This window comes from Companilactobacillus paralimentarius (genome assembly GCF_963227125.1).
Classification (GTDB): domain Bacteria; phylum Bacillota; class Bacilli; order Lactobacillales; family Lactobacillaceae; genus Companilactobacillus; species Companilactobacillus paralimentarius.
Genome location: NZ_OY724131.1, coordinates 611,784 through 630,224, shown reverse-complemented (window position 1 = coordinate 630,224; position 18,441 = coordinate 611,784). Strand labels below are relative to the sequence as shown.

Sequence of the window (18,441 nt, the reverse complement as noted above, 5' to 3'; positions counted from 1 at the left end):
CTCTCACTTGTGGAGAGCTCTCTAGTTAGATATGAGTGGTAAGATGAAATTTACTGCAGTTTCATCAACTTTTATATTGAATCTATTCAAATAAATGAATCTTACTACCTGAAACATATCTTACTATAAATATATTTTGTTCAACTGATGGACCCTAGCGAACCATGTATTGAGCTTGCGCGACTACTTAAAAAGGTCGATCTTATGTTAACTATTGTCGCTAGTTCCAAAAATGCCGTTGAACTGTATTACTCTAATTTTCCTTTGTCTTTGACTAATCCTACCATCTCCTAGAAACGATAAAACTTTCTCATTCAAAATCTTTTAGGGCTACAGTTCCTGACATTTCATCTTTACCACGTCTTTAATATAGCATCTTTAGTAAGCGCTTGCAATGTTTTATTTTAGCTTTTTATAAAGTCGTTCATTTTCTTTAATTTCACTCAAATAGAACTTACTATTGACCGCTTGTGGATCAACAATTGTACCATTCTGATATTCAATTTGATACATTTTTTCATAATCTGCAATACTCATTTTTTGACGATTATCAAGCATTTTTAAGATACTATTTTGATCAATAATCGTATCAAAACCAGCTTGAATTTCACCACTGTATAATTCACCAACAGCACCAGAACCATAACTGAACAATAATAATTCTTCATTGGACTGAGCAGCGTTAGTCAAATATGATAGCAATCCTAGATAAAGTGAACCAGTGTAGAGATTCCCTACTTCACGGCTGAATTTGATACTAGCTTGATAGTGTTCTGTTAATTCAGCGTACTTAGTATCTGGAATCTTACCTTCCAAAGTTCTCAAAGCTTTTGTACCCATCTTTGTATAGGGAATGTGGAACAATAAAGTTGAGAAGTCGTCAATTGTAGCAGAATACTTTTCTTGATATTTTTTCCATAAAGTATTGAAGAAATCGACATAGACCTCATTAGAGAATTTACCACGAGCAAAGGCCGTTTTAGAGAACGTTGGTCGCCAGAAATCACCCACATTACGAGTCATATAAACTGATTTGCGAGTCAACTTCAAAACACGTGGATTTTGGCTAACGATCATTGCCACTGAACCAGCACCTTGTGTTACTTCACCAGGAGTTTTAATACCATAGCGAGCAATATCACTAGCGATTACTAAAGCCTTTTTGTCAGGATTCTGACTAACAAAATCTACAGCCGTTTGTAAACCCGCCGTAGCTCCATAACAAGCCTGTTTAATTTCAAAAGAACGAATATCCTCTGGCAAATCTAACAGATCCATCAAGAAAGCTGCTGATGATTTAGATTCATCGATACTGCTTTCCGTTCCCACAATCAATAGACCTAAAGCCTGTTTATCCTCAGCAGTTAAAATACTATCAGCTGAATTGGCAGCCATAGTTACGGCATCTTCATAAGGTTGTGGAACAGCTTGTTTGTCTTGTCCAATACCAATTGTAAATTTGTTAGGATCAACATTTCTAGCCCTCGCTAATTCAACAATGTCAATATAATTTTTAGGAACATAAACACCAATCTTATCAATACCTATATCCATTATTTACCTCTTAATTTCATTAAAATATTCTTTGCATTTTCAATTGTATAATTTTTTGTTTGATTCATCCGTTTCGAAACTTCTTCGATTTCAAAACCACTGGCACCGGCTGAGACAGCCAATGACTTACTCTGCAAGCCCATGTGACCGGCTTGAATTCCAGTTGTCACTAACGCTCTCAAAGCTGACAAATTATTAGCCAAGCCAACTGCCGCCACGACTGACTGTAATTGCTTGCTATTAGTAATTTTCATAATTGCCAAACTAAGTTGAGCCATCGGCAAAGCACTTATTGCCCCACCAACACTGCCTAATTCGATTGGCATCTTCAGAGTACCCAACAATTGGCCATCTTTGATCCGCCACTCACTGAAAGGTTGGTATTGACCAGATTCAAAAGCAAAGCTGTGCGCTGCAGCCTCTTGAGCACGAAAGTCATTACCTGTGGCTAAGTAAACTGCATCTATACCGTTCATAATACCCTTATTGTGAGTCACGGCTCTCTTGACTGACTGTTTAGCAAAATTGGCCAACTTAACAATTCTAAAGGCCACTTCAGAGCCAGACATAGATTTGGTCTTGAGTTGCTCAAAATCAATTGCTGCTTCTGCAGTTATGACTTGTCCCTGACCACTGTTAGAAAGAATACTACATAAAATATCACCTGAAACCAAACTAGAAATCTTATGAGCCGTTTTTTCTAGAATTGAATTAACCATGTTGGCACCCATCGCGTCAACTGTGTCGATACCAAGTTCGATTTCAAGGAAACCATCGTAACGATTAAATCTCAAAGATACGATACCGCCACCACGTTTGATGAGACTAGGATGAGCTTGTTGAGCACATTCAAATATTTCTGAGTTTTTCTTTTCTAAAGTTTCAATATCTGTCTCTGTCAAATTTTCTAAAACGATTTGACCATAAACTACTCGAGAACTGGGAAAAGTTCTGAAGCCACCACTGTTTTTGATACGTTTAGCAGCATTGGAGGCTGCGGCAATCACTGAAGGTTCTTCAATAACCATTGGTACGAGATAATCTTGACCATCAACTACAAAATCCGTAGCAAAACCATATGGTAAGCTGAAACTACCAATTTGATTCTCACTCAAACTGTTAGCTAGGTCTAAAGAAATAGTTCGACGACTCTGCAACAATTCAGCCTGTTTGGTTGTTAGATAACCCGTTTGAACCAATAACCTAATTCTTTCTTCATTCGTCATTTCATAGATTTTCATAGCAGTTTAATACCCATAGCCATACCCATACCGCCACCGATACATAATGAGGCTAAGCCTGTTTGCTTTTTTTCTTGTTGCAAAGAATTTATCAAGGTAGCAATCATACGAGCTCCTGTAGCTCCTAATGGATGTCCTAAGGCAATTGCACCTCCGTAAATATTCAAACGACTCATTGGTAAATTCAAATCACGACTGACAGCTACTGCTTGTGAAGCAAAAGCTTCATTAACTTCATATAAGTCAAAATCATCTAAACTAGTCTTGTAACGATCAAAATACTTATTTACAGCATAATATGGAGCGTATCCCATATAATTAGGGTCAATTCCTACTTCTGTATAACCAGTGATTTCGGCCACTGGAGTCAATCCTAATTCAGCTGCACGACTCTGCTTCATCAAAATAACTGCTGCTGCTCCATCATTTATTGGTGAAGAATTTCCTGCTGTAACAGTACCTTGCTTGTCAAATACAGTTCTTAATTGACCCATTTGTTCCAATGTGGTTGTTGGACGAATTGATTGATCGGTTATTACCTCTTCACCATCAACTTCAATTGGAATAATTTCTTTAGCTAATTTATTCTTCGCTTGATGAGCCTTTTGATGAGAATTGTAGGCAAACTCATCTTGTTGCTCACGACTGATATGAAACTTTTTAGCAACATTTTCGGCCGTTATACCCATCGGCAAATTGTTGAAGGCATCATTTAAACCATCATTAAATAGTGTGTCGGAAAGCTTAGGACTAACTTCCATTTTTCCAGTTCTGGAAGCATAAAAGGGTGCGTTAGACATACTCTCTACTCCGCCAGCTACAACGATTTCCGCATTATTCATAGTAATCGCTGCAATACCTTCATAAATGGCTTTCATCCCTGAACCACAAACTTGATTAACTGTCATGGCCGTTGAATCTACTCGACCACCAACATTCAAACCAATCTGTCTAGCAGTATTTTGCCCCATTCCGGCTTGATACACATTTCCAAAAATGAATTGATCAATCTTTTTAGGGTCAATCTTATTCCTATCCAATAATTTTTGAACTAATTGTGTTCCTAATTGAACTGCCGTTAGATTAGCATATTGACCACGAAACTTACCAATGGCAGTTCTCTTTGCGTCTATAATTACAATTGGATCCATAATTTATTTCCCTTCAAACTTGATAAAATATCGGTTCTTATTGTAGCTATGATTGTATGATTCCAATAGACATTTTTTCTTCAAATCAGAACTCATATTCTTTACTCTCTTGAATAGAGTTAAAAACTATCCAATCACCGTAATTCTAACCGATAATAACAGAAATACAGTCGGTAGTAGAAAATATGTGGGTCCTAAGTGGTGAAATTCTACTTAGCTTGCGAAGCAAGGTTGGTAGAAGACCGAGCTTGAAGATCCATGATTTTTCGCGAAGTGAAAAATTATTAGCTTCAAGTCGTGTCCACCACGTTCCAGTGGCCCACGGATTTTCTACGGACGACGGCATCCTCAAGCCATATCAGTTGATATCGGCCACAACTTAATTCCAGTAAGAACCAAAATATCCTTAAGCTTACATAATAATTTAATTACACAATAAAAACAATTATTTAGTGGAGAATTCTTATGCGTACTATTGATTTAATCTTATTATTAAATGATTTTAAAAAGGACAATCGTATTTTTATTGAAGATAATGGTCAACGCTTAGCTGTTGTTGACATTGAAATAATTGATAACACGGTTGCTTTAAAAACCTCAAAGAACTTGCATGGTCTTAGAAATTGGGAATTCTTAGTACTATTGAATAAAAAAGATTATTATGAATTCCCAATTTTTTATCATAATAAAAACAGCCACAAACAACTCTTCGGTTTCAGAGTCGCTAATGACTGTCTATTACTTGGTTAATTATTTGCTTGATTTCTTGCTAGCAGATTTATCTTCTGCTTGAAGTTTCTTAGCAAGATCCAAGATGTATGGCTTCAATTCACCCTCAACTTCGGGATGAGTCAAACCATATTCAATATTTGTCTTAACATAGCCAAACTTGTTACCAACATCATATCTTTGACCCTTGAATTCATGAGCAAACACACGTTGTGTCTTATTCATACGATCAATTGCATCAGTCAATTGAATTTCGTTACCAGCACCTGGCTTTTGAGTTGCTAGTAAATCAAAGATTTCTGGTGTCAAAAGATAACGTCCAATAATAGCTAAATTACTTGGAGCATCTTCAGTTTTTGGTTTTTCAACGAATTTCTTAACATTATATAGTCCAGGGGCTGTTTCGCCTTCAGGATCAATAACACCATACTTAGAAACATCTCTTTCTGGTACTCGCATAACAGCTAGAGTTGAAGCATGTGTCTTTTCGTAGTCGTTAATCAATTGCTTTGTCAAAGGAACTTTATCCTTCATCAAATCGTCACCTAGCATGACGACAAATGGTTCGTCACCGATAAATGAACGTGCTTGAGAAACAGCATCTCCCAAACCATTTGGATGTGCTTGACGACTATAGTACAAGTTGACACCCAAATTAGTAGTATCTTGAACAACCTTCAACAACTCTGTCTTGTTCTTTGCTTCAAGGTTTTGTTCCAATTCTGGTACAGCATCAAAGTGGTCTTCAATAGAACGCTTATTCTTACCAGTAATAATCAAAATGTCTTCGATACCTGAAGCTTTGGCTTCCTCAACGATAAATTGAATTGTTGGCTTATCAACAATTGGTAACATTTCCTTAGCTAAAGCCTTTGTTGCTGGTAAAAATCTTGTTCCTAATCCTGCTGCTGGTATAATTGCTTTTCTAACTTTCATCAATTATTCTCCTTTTCGTGCGATTTCAGATAACTAGTTAACTTACCAGTATTTCTTCTTAAAAATGGACCGCCATATGCTTCGGCAAAACCAACGTTAACGGCATTCCCAAATAAAAAGATTGTCACTGACATATTCACCCACAGTAAAAACACAATAATGGCACCAATCGCACCGTAATTGTCCCAAGCCGATCCAAAATATTTTAGATAGTATGAAAACAATTGCGATACCCCTAGTAAGCCAATACTAGTAATGATTGAACCAGTTATTACGTAATAAACTTTGAGATGAATATTAGGTAAAAAATAATATAAAGCAAAAACGATCATCAATATTATAACAATAGCAAAGGGCCATTTCCAACGCATAAAGACATCTAAAAGTGTTGACTTTATACGTAGCAATGGAACTAGCCAATTTAAAAATATTTGTCCAAATGTAAACGTTACAATTGCTATCACACCAATCATCAATAACATTAACGTCATCAAAAAGGCCAAAGTACGGCGAATAACATAATTTACAAAAGTTTGTTCCGCAAACAGATTATTAATATCTAGTCCGTAGGCTTCATTCATTGTCATTTGAGCAATGTTTAATCCACGTGAAATTGCCCATAATGATACGACAATACCAACTGACAAGACACCCTTATTAGAATTAGACAAGACTTTTACTATCGTCGGTAAAAAATAGTGATGTAGATCATCAGGTAAAATAAATTCAATATAACTAATAACTGTCGGTTTATCCAAATGTAATAATGGGATTAAATTTCCCACAACAATTACTGCCGGAAACAACGACAACAGAATATAATATGTAATTGCTTTTGAAGCCATGGGAACATTAGAATCACTCATCGCTTGAGCAACATATTTAACAAAACCAACTAACTTCTGTTTTTTAGTTATCGATTGCCGAAACAGCGGTATTCGTTGCTTTTCTTCTTCCATTATTTATCCTCACTATTTTAAAGTAAGTATTTAGCATCATATTCAGGATCTTGAGAAGTCAAGATCTTAGGACCATCTTTAGTAATAGCAATGGTATGTTCATATTGTGCTGAGTCAGTTCCGTCGGCAGAAACAAAGTATTCCCAGCCATCGGCTTTAACAAATTTGTCTTTAATTTCCCATGTTCCAAGGTTAACCATTGGTTCAATGGTAATTGTCATTCCTTCACGCAAACGTAAACCTTGTCCTGGTTCACCGTAGTGAGGAACATTTGGAGCCTCATGCATTGTTGGTTGAATACCATGACCAATCAAGTCACGAACATCTCCCATATGATTTTCATCTTCAACATAATGTTGGATAGCGTAACCAATATCACCAAGACGATTGCCAACTACAGCTTGATCAATTCCCAAGTATAGAGCCTTGTGCGTTACGTCCATTAACTTTTGATCTTCGGCTGATAAATCTCCGACTGCATATGTCCAGCATGAATCACTCTCATATCCATTCAAGTTAACAGTCATATCTACTTTTAGAACGTCACCACTCTTTAAGATAAGGTTCTTACGAGGAATACCGTGGGCGACTTCATCATTAACACAGACACAAGTTGCATATTTGTAACCTTCGAAGCCCTTTTCTGACGGACGGCCACCGTGTGAAACGATATAGTCGTTAGCAAAATTTTCAATTTCCATTGAAGAAATTCCTGGTTTAATAATGTCACGTAAACCAATATGTGTATTAGCAAGCAATTCTCCAGACTTTCTCATTCCTTCGATTTCTCTTGCAGATTTTAATGTAATCACTTTATAACATGTCCCTTCAAAAATATGTTAATTTCATTATAACATTAGAGGGTTTCGGAATTAGATAGCCCGTGATATTAATTTTTGCTATAATGTCTAAAGATTAAATAATGAGGCGACAATTATGACAAAAGTAAAAATTGTTTTTGCTAGCATTACTGGTAATGATGAGGATATTGCTTATGTTCTAACCGAAAAATTCGAGGATTTAGGTTGTGACGTTGATATGAGTGAAGTTTCTCAAACAGATGTAGCTGACTTTGAAGATTCTGACATCTGTATTATCGCTAGTTACACTTATGATCAAGGTGTCGTGCCAGACGAAGCATTGGACTTCTATGATGACATGCAAGACCTTGACTTAAATGGAAAAGTATATGGTGTCTGCGGTTCAGGTGACACTTTCTATGAAGATTTCTGCCGAGCTGTAGAAGAATTTGATAAGGTCTTTCAACAAACCGGTGCTACTCGTGGAGCCGACGCTGTCAAAGTTGAATTAGGACCAGAACAAGAAGATATCGATAACCTCGACAATTTTGCTGAACAAATCTTTAAAAAGGCACAAGAAATGGATCTTTAAACATGAACTTCTTAAAAAAATATCGTAATTTTGGAGTTTACTGCTTCTTTGGTTTTTTAGCATCATTATTGAATATCGGTATCTTCGATTTATCACATAACTATTTCCATATTACTTTATGGGTTGCTAATACTATTGCTTGGTTTATCTCCAATTTCTTTTCATTCTTTGTAACGAAATTATATGTTTTCAAATCTGAAATGGAAAACTTAAAGAAACTATTTAAAGAGGGACTGTTTTTCCTCGTTTCACGTATCTTTTCGCTGATTTTCGATGATATTTTCATGGTCGTGGCTGTTTTCATTTTTCCCTGGAACAACTTGATCATCAAAGCAATTGATCAATTAATCGTTGGGTTATTTAATTACTTCTCATCAAAATTGATTTTCAATTATCAAAATCGCCATTTGATTGAACGTATTAAAAATTTAAAAGAACGTCGAAAGAGTCGAAATGAAATTTAGTTCGGCTCTTTTTGTTCGCCTAAAACTTTTATCTTCCACAAAAACTGAAATTTTAGAATAATATGTATCTTTATTAATCACAATTACAAAAGATATTTTGAATAGCAAAAAAGTGTTCATATAATCCGTAATTAATTAAACGAGATTGATATGAACACTTTTTTTAATCAAGTAATAGAATGACGGGAATTAAGCTCATCCCCACCCTTTATTTAAATTCATCTGGTTTTTCTGTTGTTTGTTTGAAGTAATAACTCATTGCATCCAAAATACGTTCCGAAGCCTTACCATCACCATATGGATTCTTAGCGTTGGCCATGCGATCATATTCAGCATTATCAGTAATCAAACGTGTCATTTCTCTTTCGACTACTTCGGCATCTGTACCCACTAACTTCAATGTTCCAGCTTTAACACCTTCAGGACGTTCAGTTGTGTCACGTAAAACTAGAACTGGCTTTCCTAATGATGGTGCTTCTTCTTGAACACCACCGGAATCAGTCATAATGAAGTAACTTCTTGATGCTAAATTATGGAAATCAACTACATCTAATGGTTCAATCAAATGAATTCTGTCTACTCCACCCAAAATTTCTTTGGCAGTTTGTTGAACAACTGGATTCAAATGTACTGGATAAACTAATTCAATATCGTCATGTTTAGCAACAACTTTACGCATTGCTTTGAAGACTTCTTTCATTGGTTCACCTTGATTTTCACGACGATGCATTGTAATCAAAATCATCTTCTTATCAGGATCGATCACGTCCAAAATATCATGGTGATAATCCTTATGCACGGTACTCTTTAGAGCATCAATAGCTGTATTACCAGTTACAAAGATATTTTCACCATGGTGATTTTCCTTCAATAAATTAGCTTTACTTTCGTCAGTTGGAGCAAAGTATAGATCAGTTAAATCATCAGTCATTTGACGATTCATTTCTTCTGGCCATGGTGAATACTTATTCCAAGTTCTCAAACCAGCTTCAACGTGTCCAATACGTGTTTGATGATAAAAGGCTGATAAAGCAGCACTAAATGTTGTAGTTGTGTCACCGTGAACTAAAACAATATCAGGTTTTTCTTTTTCAATAATACTATCTAATTCCTTTAAAACTAAACCAGTGATACCACTAAGAGTCTGACGTTCCTTCATGATATTTAAGTCATAATCAGGCTTGATCTTAAAAATTTCAAGCACTGAATCTAACATTTCACGATGTTGGGCTGTAACTACTGTCACAGTATCGAAACGATCACTATTTTGTTTTAATTTTAAAACTAAGGGTGCCATTTTAATTGCTTCTGGTCTGGTACCAAAGACCGTCATAACTTTAATTTTATTCAAAATTATCACCTCAATAAATTAACTACAGTATATCAAAGATAACTTTATTAATATAGGTAGACACACTTGTTTGATAAGATGTCGTTTTCTGAAAGTTTTCGCGTATAATATAAGTATTATGATTAATCTTCCAATATTAATAGTCCTCAGTATTTTAACAACTCTGATTGCCTTCTTTATCGTCATGGCAATTTATAATACTCTTATCAAATCTACCAGTAAAAAATATTGGTGGTTTATTTTAATTGGCTTGGTAATCCTTTATATGATAGCGTTTTACATCTATTTTCACATCCAATAGTAGGTTTACAGAAATAGTTTGTTAAAAAAAGTATTAATTTCTATCATTTTGAGTTAGAATTATCAATGTATTCGAAAATGAATTTTATGGAGGTTTATCGATGGTTTTAACAAACGGTAACGAAATTTTCAATAACGCCCGTAAAGGCAAGTATGCTGTTGGTGCTTTTAACATCAACGACTTGGAATGGACACGCTCAATTTTGGCTGCTGCCCAAGAAACACAAACACCTATCTTGGTTCAAACATCAATGGGTGCTGCTAAGTACATGGGTGGTTATGAACTATGTCTACACCTTGTACAAGACACAATCAAATCAATGGGTATTACAGTTCCAGTTGTAATGCACTTGGATCATGGTAACTACGAAGCTGCCAAGGAATGTATCGAAGTTGGATATAACTCAGTTATGTTCGATGGTCATGACCTTCCATTCGCAGAAAACCTTGAAAAGACAAAGGAAATTGTTAAGTTAGCTCATGCTAAGAACATGTCTGTTGAAGCTGAAGTTGGTTCAATCGGTGGTACTGAAGATGGTATCGTTGGTTTAGGTGAATTAGCTGATGTTGAAGAAGCTAAGACTCTTGCTGCTACAGGTGTTGATTACCTTGCTGTTGGTATTGGTAACATTCATGGTGTTTACCCTGACAACTGGAAAGGTTTAAGCTTTGACCGTCTTAAGGAATTAGCTGATGTTATCAAGACACCACTTGTTCTTCATGGTGGTTCAGGTATTCCTAAGGAACAAATCATCAAGGCTGTTTCAATGGGTATCTCAAAGGTTAACGTTAATACTGAATTACAACTTTCATTCGCTAAAGCAACACGTGAATACATCGAAGCTAAGAAAGACTTAGATGTTGATGCTAAGGGTTATGACCCACGTAAATTGCTTGCACCTGGTGCTAAAGCTATTACTGATACAACTATCGAACGTATCAAGTGGTTCGGTACACCTTCAATCAAATAATTATTTGATAAATAAAAAACAGAGACTTCGGTCCCTGTTTTTTTGCTCTAAAATTCATTTTTTCTAAAACACATTATAAAGGCTGTTCGTCAAATCAAGTTGATGGCGGTTCAAGTTAACAGTTAGACCATAAATGGTCTAGCTGTTTTTTTATTTGGCTGATGAGCTTGCTCGAAGCCAAAACATTTGAATATTTATACGTTCAGTAAAGTTGTTCCAACTACGATATCCATAGGCACTACTTTTTATCTTTTTTATTCTTCCAATGATTCCCTCTAAAAATCCGTTGGAATATTTAAGCTTCAGTGCATTTAATATTTGTTTACGATATTTTCTTAATGATGTCATTGTTTGATCCATAGCGGTATTGAGTGGATGATAATTGAGTAGTATCTGATTCATTGTATCAGTATCGCCTGTTCTAATAGCCTTTAAAATATCTTGATATACTTCGTAGGACTTGGCGAAACCTTCGTCCAAATCTAAACACTTTGTGATTAAATTTAGATCCGTTTCATAATAACCAACACTGTACTGATACTTAGGGTTTATCTTTTCGATGGAATCGAATGATTCCAAGAATTTTTTCCAATCTCTCTTCATGAACAAGTATTCTTTACTTCTTTTAGGCATTCGTTTCATTACCTGTATTCTAGTTGAATTGAGAGAACGATTCATCATCTGAACGATATGAAATCTATCAACAACGACTTTGGCCTTTGGAAACAACTTTGGTACTAAATTAATGTATCCGGCATTTAAATCCAAAGAAATAGTTTTTACCTGTCTTCTGACTTTCAAAGGAAATCGACTGAAGTATTTACTGATTTGATATGAAGTTCTTCTGGGCAAGATATCACCCGTACGATGATTATCGCTATCTAACCAAATAAAGCTCATCTTGTCAGTAGACATAAATTCATCAAATGCCAAGTGCTTAGGAAGATGTTCAGGAAGTGATTTCTTGTGCATCTTGGCTTCTTCATCGATGATACGTTGAACGGTCTTATCGGAGACGTTAAAACGTCTGCCGATATCCTTCAATGATGTATTAAAAGCAGTTTCTGATAAGATCATTTGTCTAACAGGTTGTGCGATTTGACAATATTCCCAAACATAACTAGTTTTGGCTACAAAGATAGAGTTACAAGATTTACATTTATACTTTTGACGTTTCAGACTTATATACGTTGGACGTAATGATAATGATGGAGCGACTATCATATTTTTATTAAATCCATTCTTAACTAAGTGGCCTGCAAGGCCACAGTTAAGACAACGGTCAATCTGTTTAGTTAGCATTGCAAAATAGACTAAGGACTTGATGCCATTAACTAACATAAATTTTGAGTCTTCAGTAAAGATAATATTCTCATCTTTCATTTCAAGAGCGTTTCGTATAGACTTATTACTTAGGGACATCATTCAAATTCCTTTCATTGTGAAGCTGTAGAGGGTAGAACATCTAAAGGTATGGATGGTGTCTTTTTGATGTTCTAAAATAGTTTTATTAATAAATGGTATACAAAAATAGAGTTGATGGCAAAATGCCTATCAACTCTATTTATCGTACAGCCATTATAAAAATACCCTATCAGAGATTCCACATATTAAGGACAACTCCGATAGAGTATTTTTGTATAATTATTAGTCTTGCTTATAGTAGGAAACTTTAATCAAATCTAATATCAAGAACATAACAAAACAAATCGAGAAAACAGCCAATACATTCAACACGGCCGTGTGCAACCATAATATACTTATCAAGCTGGATAGAACCAGATTAATAAATATAACGGTCCCTACCGATTTACTTGTTTTAATCGACCAGAAATGGTCCCTCGTTCTTGTTGAAAGAATCATTCCCATAGCAGAATAGATCAGATAAACAAACAATATTCCACTAATTTGGGCATGTGTGAAATTAGTAAATTTAACACTATACCACAACATTAAGAATCCTAATACTAGCCAACCAATCGTATAGATGGCTGAAATTTTAGTTAAATTCTTCAAATTCCACGCTTCTGGTAAGTGATTGATTTTTACTCGGTCAGTTCCCAACGTCAAAGTAACACAATCGTTGAAAATAACTATAAAAACAATGATATTCAACGAAACTGGGAAAAAGTTTGTGAATAAATAACCAATTGTTAACAAAAGTGCCAATTGAGCTGTTCTTGCCAACTTAGTAATTAACCAAGTCATCATTCTTTGATAAACCCGATGACCAGCATTAACTAATTCCATAATTCCCTTCAAAGAAGGTTCAGTTAAAATTATTCTTGCTGCCAATTTAGAAATATCAGTAGCCGTATCGATAGCAATTCCGACGTGTGCTTTCTTTAAAGCAGGTGCATCATTGACGCCATCGCCTGTCATACCTACAACGTACCCTTTATCCTGTAAAGATTTAACAATTTTAAATTTATCCTCTGGATAAACATTAGCAAATCCATCATAGGATAAGGGATCAGACAACGCTTGATCAACTGTTCCAATATGATCGTTTAAACCAACCCTTTCAGCAATTGCCCTGGCGGTAGATACTGTATCACCTGTTAACATTAAAACGGTTATACCCTGTTTCTTTAAAGCTGCAATTGTTTCTGGCATATCAGATTTAATTTGATCTTTGAAAGTCATCAAACCAATAGGTTCCTGATTAACAGCTAAAACCATCACTTGTAATCCTTGTTGTGACAATTTATCAACTTGGATTTTCACCTGATCTTCTAAATTGCTTTTTACAGGTGATCCCAGAAATATTTCGTCACCATTATCAAGAATTGCTTTAGCACCTTTCAATTTTGGATCAAAAGATACCTGCTTTTTCACCCTAACTGAAGCCATTTTATCTGATTTGGCTTTTTGCAAAATTGCCAAATCAAGCGGACTACCACTACTAGGTTTAACAGTCGCCAATGCATATTGGAATAATTTTATTTTATCCAATCCATTTAAACTTATGATTTCATCGACTTCAGGTTCATTTTTAGTAATTGTTCCAGTCTTATCCATCAACAAGACATTCATTGATCCTGCTTCCTGAATACCAGTCAATCCGCTAACTAGAATACCCTTTTTTGATAAATTTCCGGCTTCCAAAGAATTAGCCACGGCAAAACTCGATGGCATAGAAATTGGAATTGTAGCTACAAATAGAATAACTAGAAATGGCAACAATGAAAGAAACGGCGTGTGTCTGACTAAGGCTGTAATGGTTAAAATAACTGCTAGGACAACATCCAAATAGGCTAAATACTTAACGACCGTAAAAAGTAAATTTTCCAATCTACCTGGAGCTTCATTTGTTCTGACCAACTCAGTGGTTTTACCTAAGCTACTGTGAACACCAGTTTTCTCAACCACTACATCCGCAGTACCTTCAATAACTGTCGAACCAGAATATAATTCATCATCCTTTGCTTTAGTAATAGCCTTTGTTTCACCAGTAATAACTGATTGATTAACTAAAACAACACCTTTGACTATTTTACAATCAGCTGGAATAACTGATCCAACTGATAAATGGATCAAATCACTAGGAACTAATTCTCGACTTGATAATTTTTGCCATTTATCGTCACGTAAAACACTGGTGTATGCAATCAATTTGGTATCTAATTCACCAATTGATTTCGAAGCTCGATTCTCTTGAATAGCCCCATCAATTGCTGAAAACAACAACAAAGCAAAGATGAAAGCGACTTGAATAAAATTACCCAAAATCAGTTCAATCACTAATGCTAATTCAATTACATAAGGAATCGGACCAACCAAACGTTTTAAAATCAAACTGATAAATGATTTTTGAATCTTTGGCGTCTCATTATATCCATATTCTTGTCTGAGTTTTGCAACTTCTGGCGTGGTAAGTCCATATTTTTCTTTCATAATTTATTGATTAGTCAAAGTCAACGTCATTAGGAAAATGAGCTAGATTAGATTCTTTGCCTAATTCTTCCTCAATTCTTAATAATTGATTGTATTTAGCTAGACGTTCACCACGAGCTGGAGCACCTGATTTCAATTGTTCAGCATGCATTGCAACTGTAAAATCAGCCAAGAATGAATCCTCAGTTTCACCGGAACGATGTGACATCATTGTTGTGTAGCCATTCTTTCTAGCAACACGGATAGCCTCCATAGTTTCAGATACTGTACCAATTTGATTCAACTTGATCAAGAAACTATTGGCCATACCTTTCTTGATAGCTTTTCTAAAGAGTGCAGGATTTGTACATACATTATCATCAGTAACGATTTGAACACGATTACCGTTCTTTTGAGTAAATTTAGCAAAATTATCCCAGTCATTTTCACCAAATGGATCTTCCATTGATACAATTGCTGGATATTTATCTAGTAGTCCTTCGTAGTATGTGCCCATTTCTTCAGCACTGCGCTTCTTACCTTCAAATAAGTATGAACCATCGTCTTGAGCAAAACTTGAAGCAGCTGCATCAAAGGCAATACCAATTTCTTCACCAGGAACATAACCGGCATCTTTAATAGCACGATTTAATTCATCAATAGCAGCTTCACTTGATGGAAGATCAGGAGCAAATCCACCTTCATCACCTAAACCTGTTTGATAACCTTCTTTTTCAAGGTTCTTCTTCAATTGATGATAAACGTTAACGATCTTTTCAAAACCATCACGGAAAGTTGTACGTTTAATAGGTGTAATTAAGAACTCTTGCATATCGATTCCATTATCGGCGTGTTCACCACCATTGATAACATTGTGGAAAGTTTGTGGCAATTCAAGATCGACACCACCAAGGTAACGATAAACAGGAATTCCCTCTGCATTAGCTGCAGCACGAACAGTGGCAATTGAAACACCCAAAATAGCATTAGCACCTAATTTAGCCTTATTAGGAGTGCCATCAAGATCGATCATCATTTGATCGATCTGAGCTTGATTGAAAGGATCAGCACCCTTTAATTTATCATTGATCAAAGTATTAACATTATTGACGGCTTTCAAGACTCCTTTACCATCTAATCTGTCACCACCATCACGTAATTCAACAGCTTCATTATCACCAGTTGATTTTCCTGATGGAACACTAGCACGACCTAAAATGCCATTTGAAAGGATAACATCTGCTTCAACTGTTGGATTACCACGTGAATCAAATATTTCCCTAGCCTTAACATTCTCAATTGTTACTTTTGTCATAATAAATACTCCCTTTCTTAATCATAAAAAAAAGACGTCTACTCCACATTAAAAGACCCTCAATAATTTTCCTTAATTATTTACTGGTATTTTAAATAGAGTAGACGTCATCAATTACGATCAAGTAATATTTTTCGGCGAACGTCATCGCCTCTTCGAACGAATTCATAGTATAATACTTTGTTTATTTAAACAAGTATATTCATTCACTTTTATGAGTATTTATTTGCTTGTGAAGCTTTTTGTTTAAACAAAAAATAATTATATTTATCAATTAGACTTTACTGTCCGTAACACTTGGCATAATATTATTTTCTCAATTACGAGCATAGAAATTGTAGAATTCACAAAAACTTGCTATACTTCATTTGTACCATAAAGAAAGCGTTAACATAGAAAGGAGGGACACTTATAGTAACTTTGTTTACAACTAGAATAAGTAGTTTTCAAAGTCCTATCTCGTGCCTCCCATGTAGAAAATCTAATTCTATGCTTAAATACTTATTCTAGTAGTTGATTCCCAAAGTAGGAGCTCACTCAATTCTTCGATTTGCCCAGAATTTAACTCCCAGACCAATTTTGATCTCCTGTTAATTGAATACCCCATCATTCAATGACATATTAATTTTTGTTCCTACTAGAAATCAACTTATATAAAAACAGTCAGGTTCCCCGCCTGGCTGTTTTTTTATATTTTAATTATTGGAACTTTCTCATATTGGAAAATTTTACCTTCAATTGTCATTTCATCACGCCCATTATTTTTTGCTTGATAGAGATATTTATCAACGCGTTTAAAAATATCCTCAAACGAATTATCAGTTTCACGTAACATCGTTACGCCAAAGCATAACGTCACATCTAACTGTGTCTCCTGAATAAACAAAGGCATTCCAATTAAAGTTTGATTGATCCTATTAGCGATTTCCTGAGCTTTTTGTGTATCGGTATTTCTCAATAGAATAACAAATTCTTCACCGCCATAACGAAATAACTGTCCTTGTCTACCATCGACATGTAACTCTCGTTCAACTGTATGTGAGACATGACGCAAAACTTCATCACCAATTTCATGACCATAACGATCATTAAATTCTTTAAAATGGTCAATATCAAACATCATTACCGTTAAAGGAGCTGGATCGTGACTATATTTTTCAAAGACTTCTTTAGAAATTTTATTTAAATTAGCTCGATTTCGTACACCTGTTAGAGCATCGTAATTAACTTTATTCTCCAAATCGTTATATACGTGCATATATGTACTCATCTTTAACTCAATTATACGCACAATAAACATATAGATTTCGAATAGGATCAGCATTCCTATAATATCAACTAATGGAAATTTATAATCGATCCACATAAAAATCCACCAACAAATTCCGAATAAAATTTGGGCCAACAGATATCGATAATTAGAAATTGCTAAAACGTCTTTATGACTGTAAAGATAGTCAATTACAATTATTAGAACGAGATAAGATCCAATAAACAACCATGAATATGGTCCTTGAATTCTCGAAATATCCGACGATGGATGATATAAAAATGGTAGAAAAACATTTAACAAAACAATTAAACGATTATTGAAAATAAACAAGCCGTAGAATAAGATAGTTAATTCAGCATTAGCTAGCAATCCTCCCAACTCGACCTGTGAACCACCCGTTAAACTTTTGAAAACAATAGTGACCAACAATATCATTAAAAAGAGTAGAAACATTTCGGCCATATTATTCCAACCTTCCTAAAGAAGGACGATGCTGCGCTGATCTTTCGTTCCAATACAAATGATATATAAGTAATAATAGTAACCAAACCAATTGTAACTATCCCTGTTGCTAAGGCATTTGCACTGAAACAGATTCTTAAAATCTCTGTTAAATCACCCAAAAGTAACCCCTCGCACATTCATTTATATCTTTCAGTCTAGCATGAATAAAATGTCTATTAAATTGAAAGTATCACATTATGTATATTTGTATATAATTCTCTAAAAAAAAGATTCTCAGATCAGCCAATCCAGTTAAAGTGTGAATGTGCTTAATACATGATTTTGTAAAATAAAAACGACCTCTATTAAGAGATTCAAGTAAAAAATATATCTTGAACACTTAATGGAAGCCGTTTTTTTGATTTAAAGCTTCTATATTCGTAGATTAAAAATAGTTATAACCAAGTTTTAAGAAAGAACCACCA

At 35.0% G+C, this 18,441-nt stretch carries 15 protein-coding genes and 1 riboswitch; of the genes, 4 read left to right on the top strand and 11 right to left on the bottom strand.

The genetic code is table 11. The features are described from left to right. Positions 1–399: 399 nt before the first annotated feature. The 3 genes from ACI6PB_RS02950 to ACI6PB_RS02940 are packed head-to-tail and all read right to left on the bottom strand — an operon-like array spanning position 400 to position 3,946. Complete coding sequence (locus ACI6PB_RS02950) at positions 400–1,554, bottom strand: hydroxymethylglutaryl-CoA synthase (protein ID WP_025084682.1); 1,155 nt, start codon at positions 1,552–1,554, stop codon at positions 400–402. Continuing rightward, positions 1,554–2,795 carry a hydroxymethylglutaryl-CoA reductase, degradative gene (locus ACI6PB_RS02945; protein WP_056955772.1) on the bottom strand — a complete coding sequence of 414 codons (1,242 nt, stop codon included), beginning with the start codon at positions 2,793–2,795 and terminating at the stop codon, positions 1,554–1,556. The genes ACI6PB_RS02950 and ACI6PB_RS02945 overlap by 1 nt, the downstream gene beginning before the upstream one ends. Next, positions 2,792–3,946 carry a thiolase family protein gene (locus tag ACI6PB_RS02940; RefSeq protein ID WP_025084681.1) on the bottom strand — a complete coding sequence of 385 codons (1,155 nt, stop codon included), beginning with the start codon at positions 3,944–3,946 and terminating at the stop codon, positions 2,792–2,794. Before ACI6PB_RS02940 ends, ACI6PB_RS02945 begins: the two co-directional genes overlap by 4 nt. A gap of 465 nt (positions 3,947–4,411) precedes the next feature. Here ACI6PB_RS02940 and ACI6PB_RS02935 point away from each other — a divergent pair, with 465 nt between their 5' ends. Then, positions 4,412–4,696 carry a hypothetical protein gene (locus ACI6PB_RS02935; protein WP_025084680.1) on the top strand — a complete coding sequence of 95 codons (285 nt, stop codon included), beginning with the start codon at positions 4,412–4,414 and terminating at the stop codon, positions 4,694–4,696. On the opposite strand, the gene galU is transcribed toward ACI6PB_RS02935, so the two are convergent. The 3 genes from galU to map are packed head-to-tail and all read right to left on the bottom strand — an operon-like array spanning position 4,697 to position 7,382. Continuing rightward, on the bottom strand, positions 4,697–5,611 hold the full coding sequence (gene galU, locus ACI6PB_RS02930; protein ID WP_309511186.1) for a UTP--glucose-1-phosphate uridylyltransferase GalU: 915 nt from the start codon (positions 5,609–5,611) through the stop codon (positions 4,697–4,699). It abuts the gene before it with no gap. Further along, positions 5,611–6,570: a YihY/virulence factor BrkB family protein gene (locus ACI6PB_RS02925; RefSeq protein WP_025084678.1), complete on the bottom strand. Its 960-nt coding sequence runs from the start codon at positions 6,568–6,570 to the stop codon at positions 5,611–5,613. The genes galU and ACI6PB_RS02925 overlap by 1 nt, the downstream gene beginning before the upstream one ends. 17 nt (positions 6,571–6,587) lie before the next feature. Beyond that, positions 6,588–7,382 (bottom strand): type I methionyl aminopeptidase, encoded by a 795-nt coding sequence (gene map, locus ACI6PB_RS02920; RefSeq protein ID WP_025084677.1) that lies wholly within the window; start codon positions 7,380–7,382, stop codon positions 6,588–6,590. A gap of 124 nt (positions 7,383–7,506) precedes the next feature. Between map and ACI6PB_RS02915 the strand changes: the two genes are divergently transcribed. Continuing rightward, entirely contained in the window at positions 7,507–7,962 is a 456-nt protein-coding gene (locus ACI6PB_RS02915) for a flavodoxin (RefSeq protein WP_025084676.1), read from the top strand. A gap of 2 nt (positions 7,963–7,964) precedes the next feature. After that, positions 7,965–8,426 (top strand): GtrA family protein, encoded by a 462-nt coding sequence (locus ACI6PB_RS02910; protein WP_025084675.1) that lies wholly within the window; start codon positions 7,965–7,967, stop codon positions 8,424–8,426. 208 nt (positions 8,427–8,634) lie between these two features. Here ACI6PB_RS02910 and wecB read toward each other — a convergent pair whose 3' ends face one another. Then, positions 8,635–9,777, bottom strand: coding sequence for a non-hydrolyzing UDP-N-acetylglucosamine 2-epimerase (gene wecB / locus ACI6PB_RS02905; RefSeq protein WP_025084674.1), 1,143 nt, complete (start codon positions 9,775–9,777; stop codon positions 8,635–8,637). A 401-nt stretch (positions 9,778–10,178) separates the two neighbouring features. Between wecB and fba the strand changes: the two genes are divergently transcribed. After that, a complete protein-coding gene (gene fba / locus ACI6PB_RS02900) occupies positions 10,179–11,048 on the top strand; it encodes a class II fructose-1,6-bisphosphate aldolase (RefSeq protein WP_025084673.1) in 870 nt (289 codons plus the stop codon). 150 nt (positions 11,049–11,198) lie between these two features. Here the strand turns inward: fba and ACI6PB_RS02895 are convergent, their stop codons facing one another. From ACI6PB_RS02895 to ACI6PB_RS02880, 4 genes are all read right to left on the bottom strand, one after another. Then, positions 11,199–12,431, bottom strand: coding sequence for an ISL3 family transposase (locus ACI6PB_RS02895; RefSeq protein ID WP_309510550.1), 1,233 nt, complete (start codon positions 12,429–12,431; stop codon positions 11,199–11,201). Between the two features lie 264 nt (positions 12,432–12,695). Continuing rightward, entirely contained in the window at positions 12,696–14,945 is a 2,250-nt protein-coding gene (locus tag ACI6PB_RS02890) for an HAD-IC family P-type ATPase (RefSeq protein WP_404327747.1), read from the bottom strand. A 10-nt stretch (positions 14,946–14,955) separates the two neighbouring features. After that, entirely contained in the window at positions 14,956–16,239 is a 1,284-nt protein-coding gene (gene eno / locus ACI6PB_RS02885) for a phosphopyruvate hydratase (protein WP_025084671.1), read from the bottom strand. Between the two features lie 94 nt (positions 16,240–16,333). After that, a riboswitch (Fluoride riboswitch) is annotated at positions 16,334–16,400 on the bottom strand. A 527-nt stretch (positions 16,401–16,927) separates the two neighbouring features. Then, complete coding sequence (locus tag ACI6PB_RS02880) at positions 16,928–17,974, bottom strand: GGDEF domain-containing protein (RefSeq protein ID WP_025084670.1); 1,047 nt, start codon at positions 17,972–17,974, stop codon at positions 16,928–16,930. Positions 17,975–18,441 lie beyond the last annotated feature (467 nt).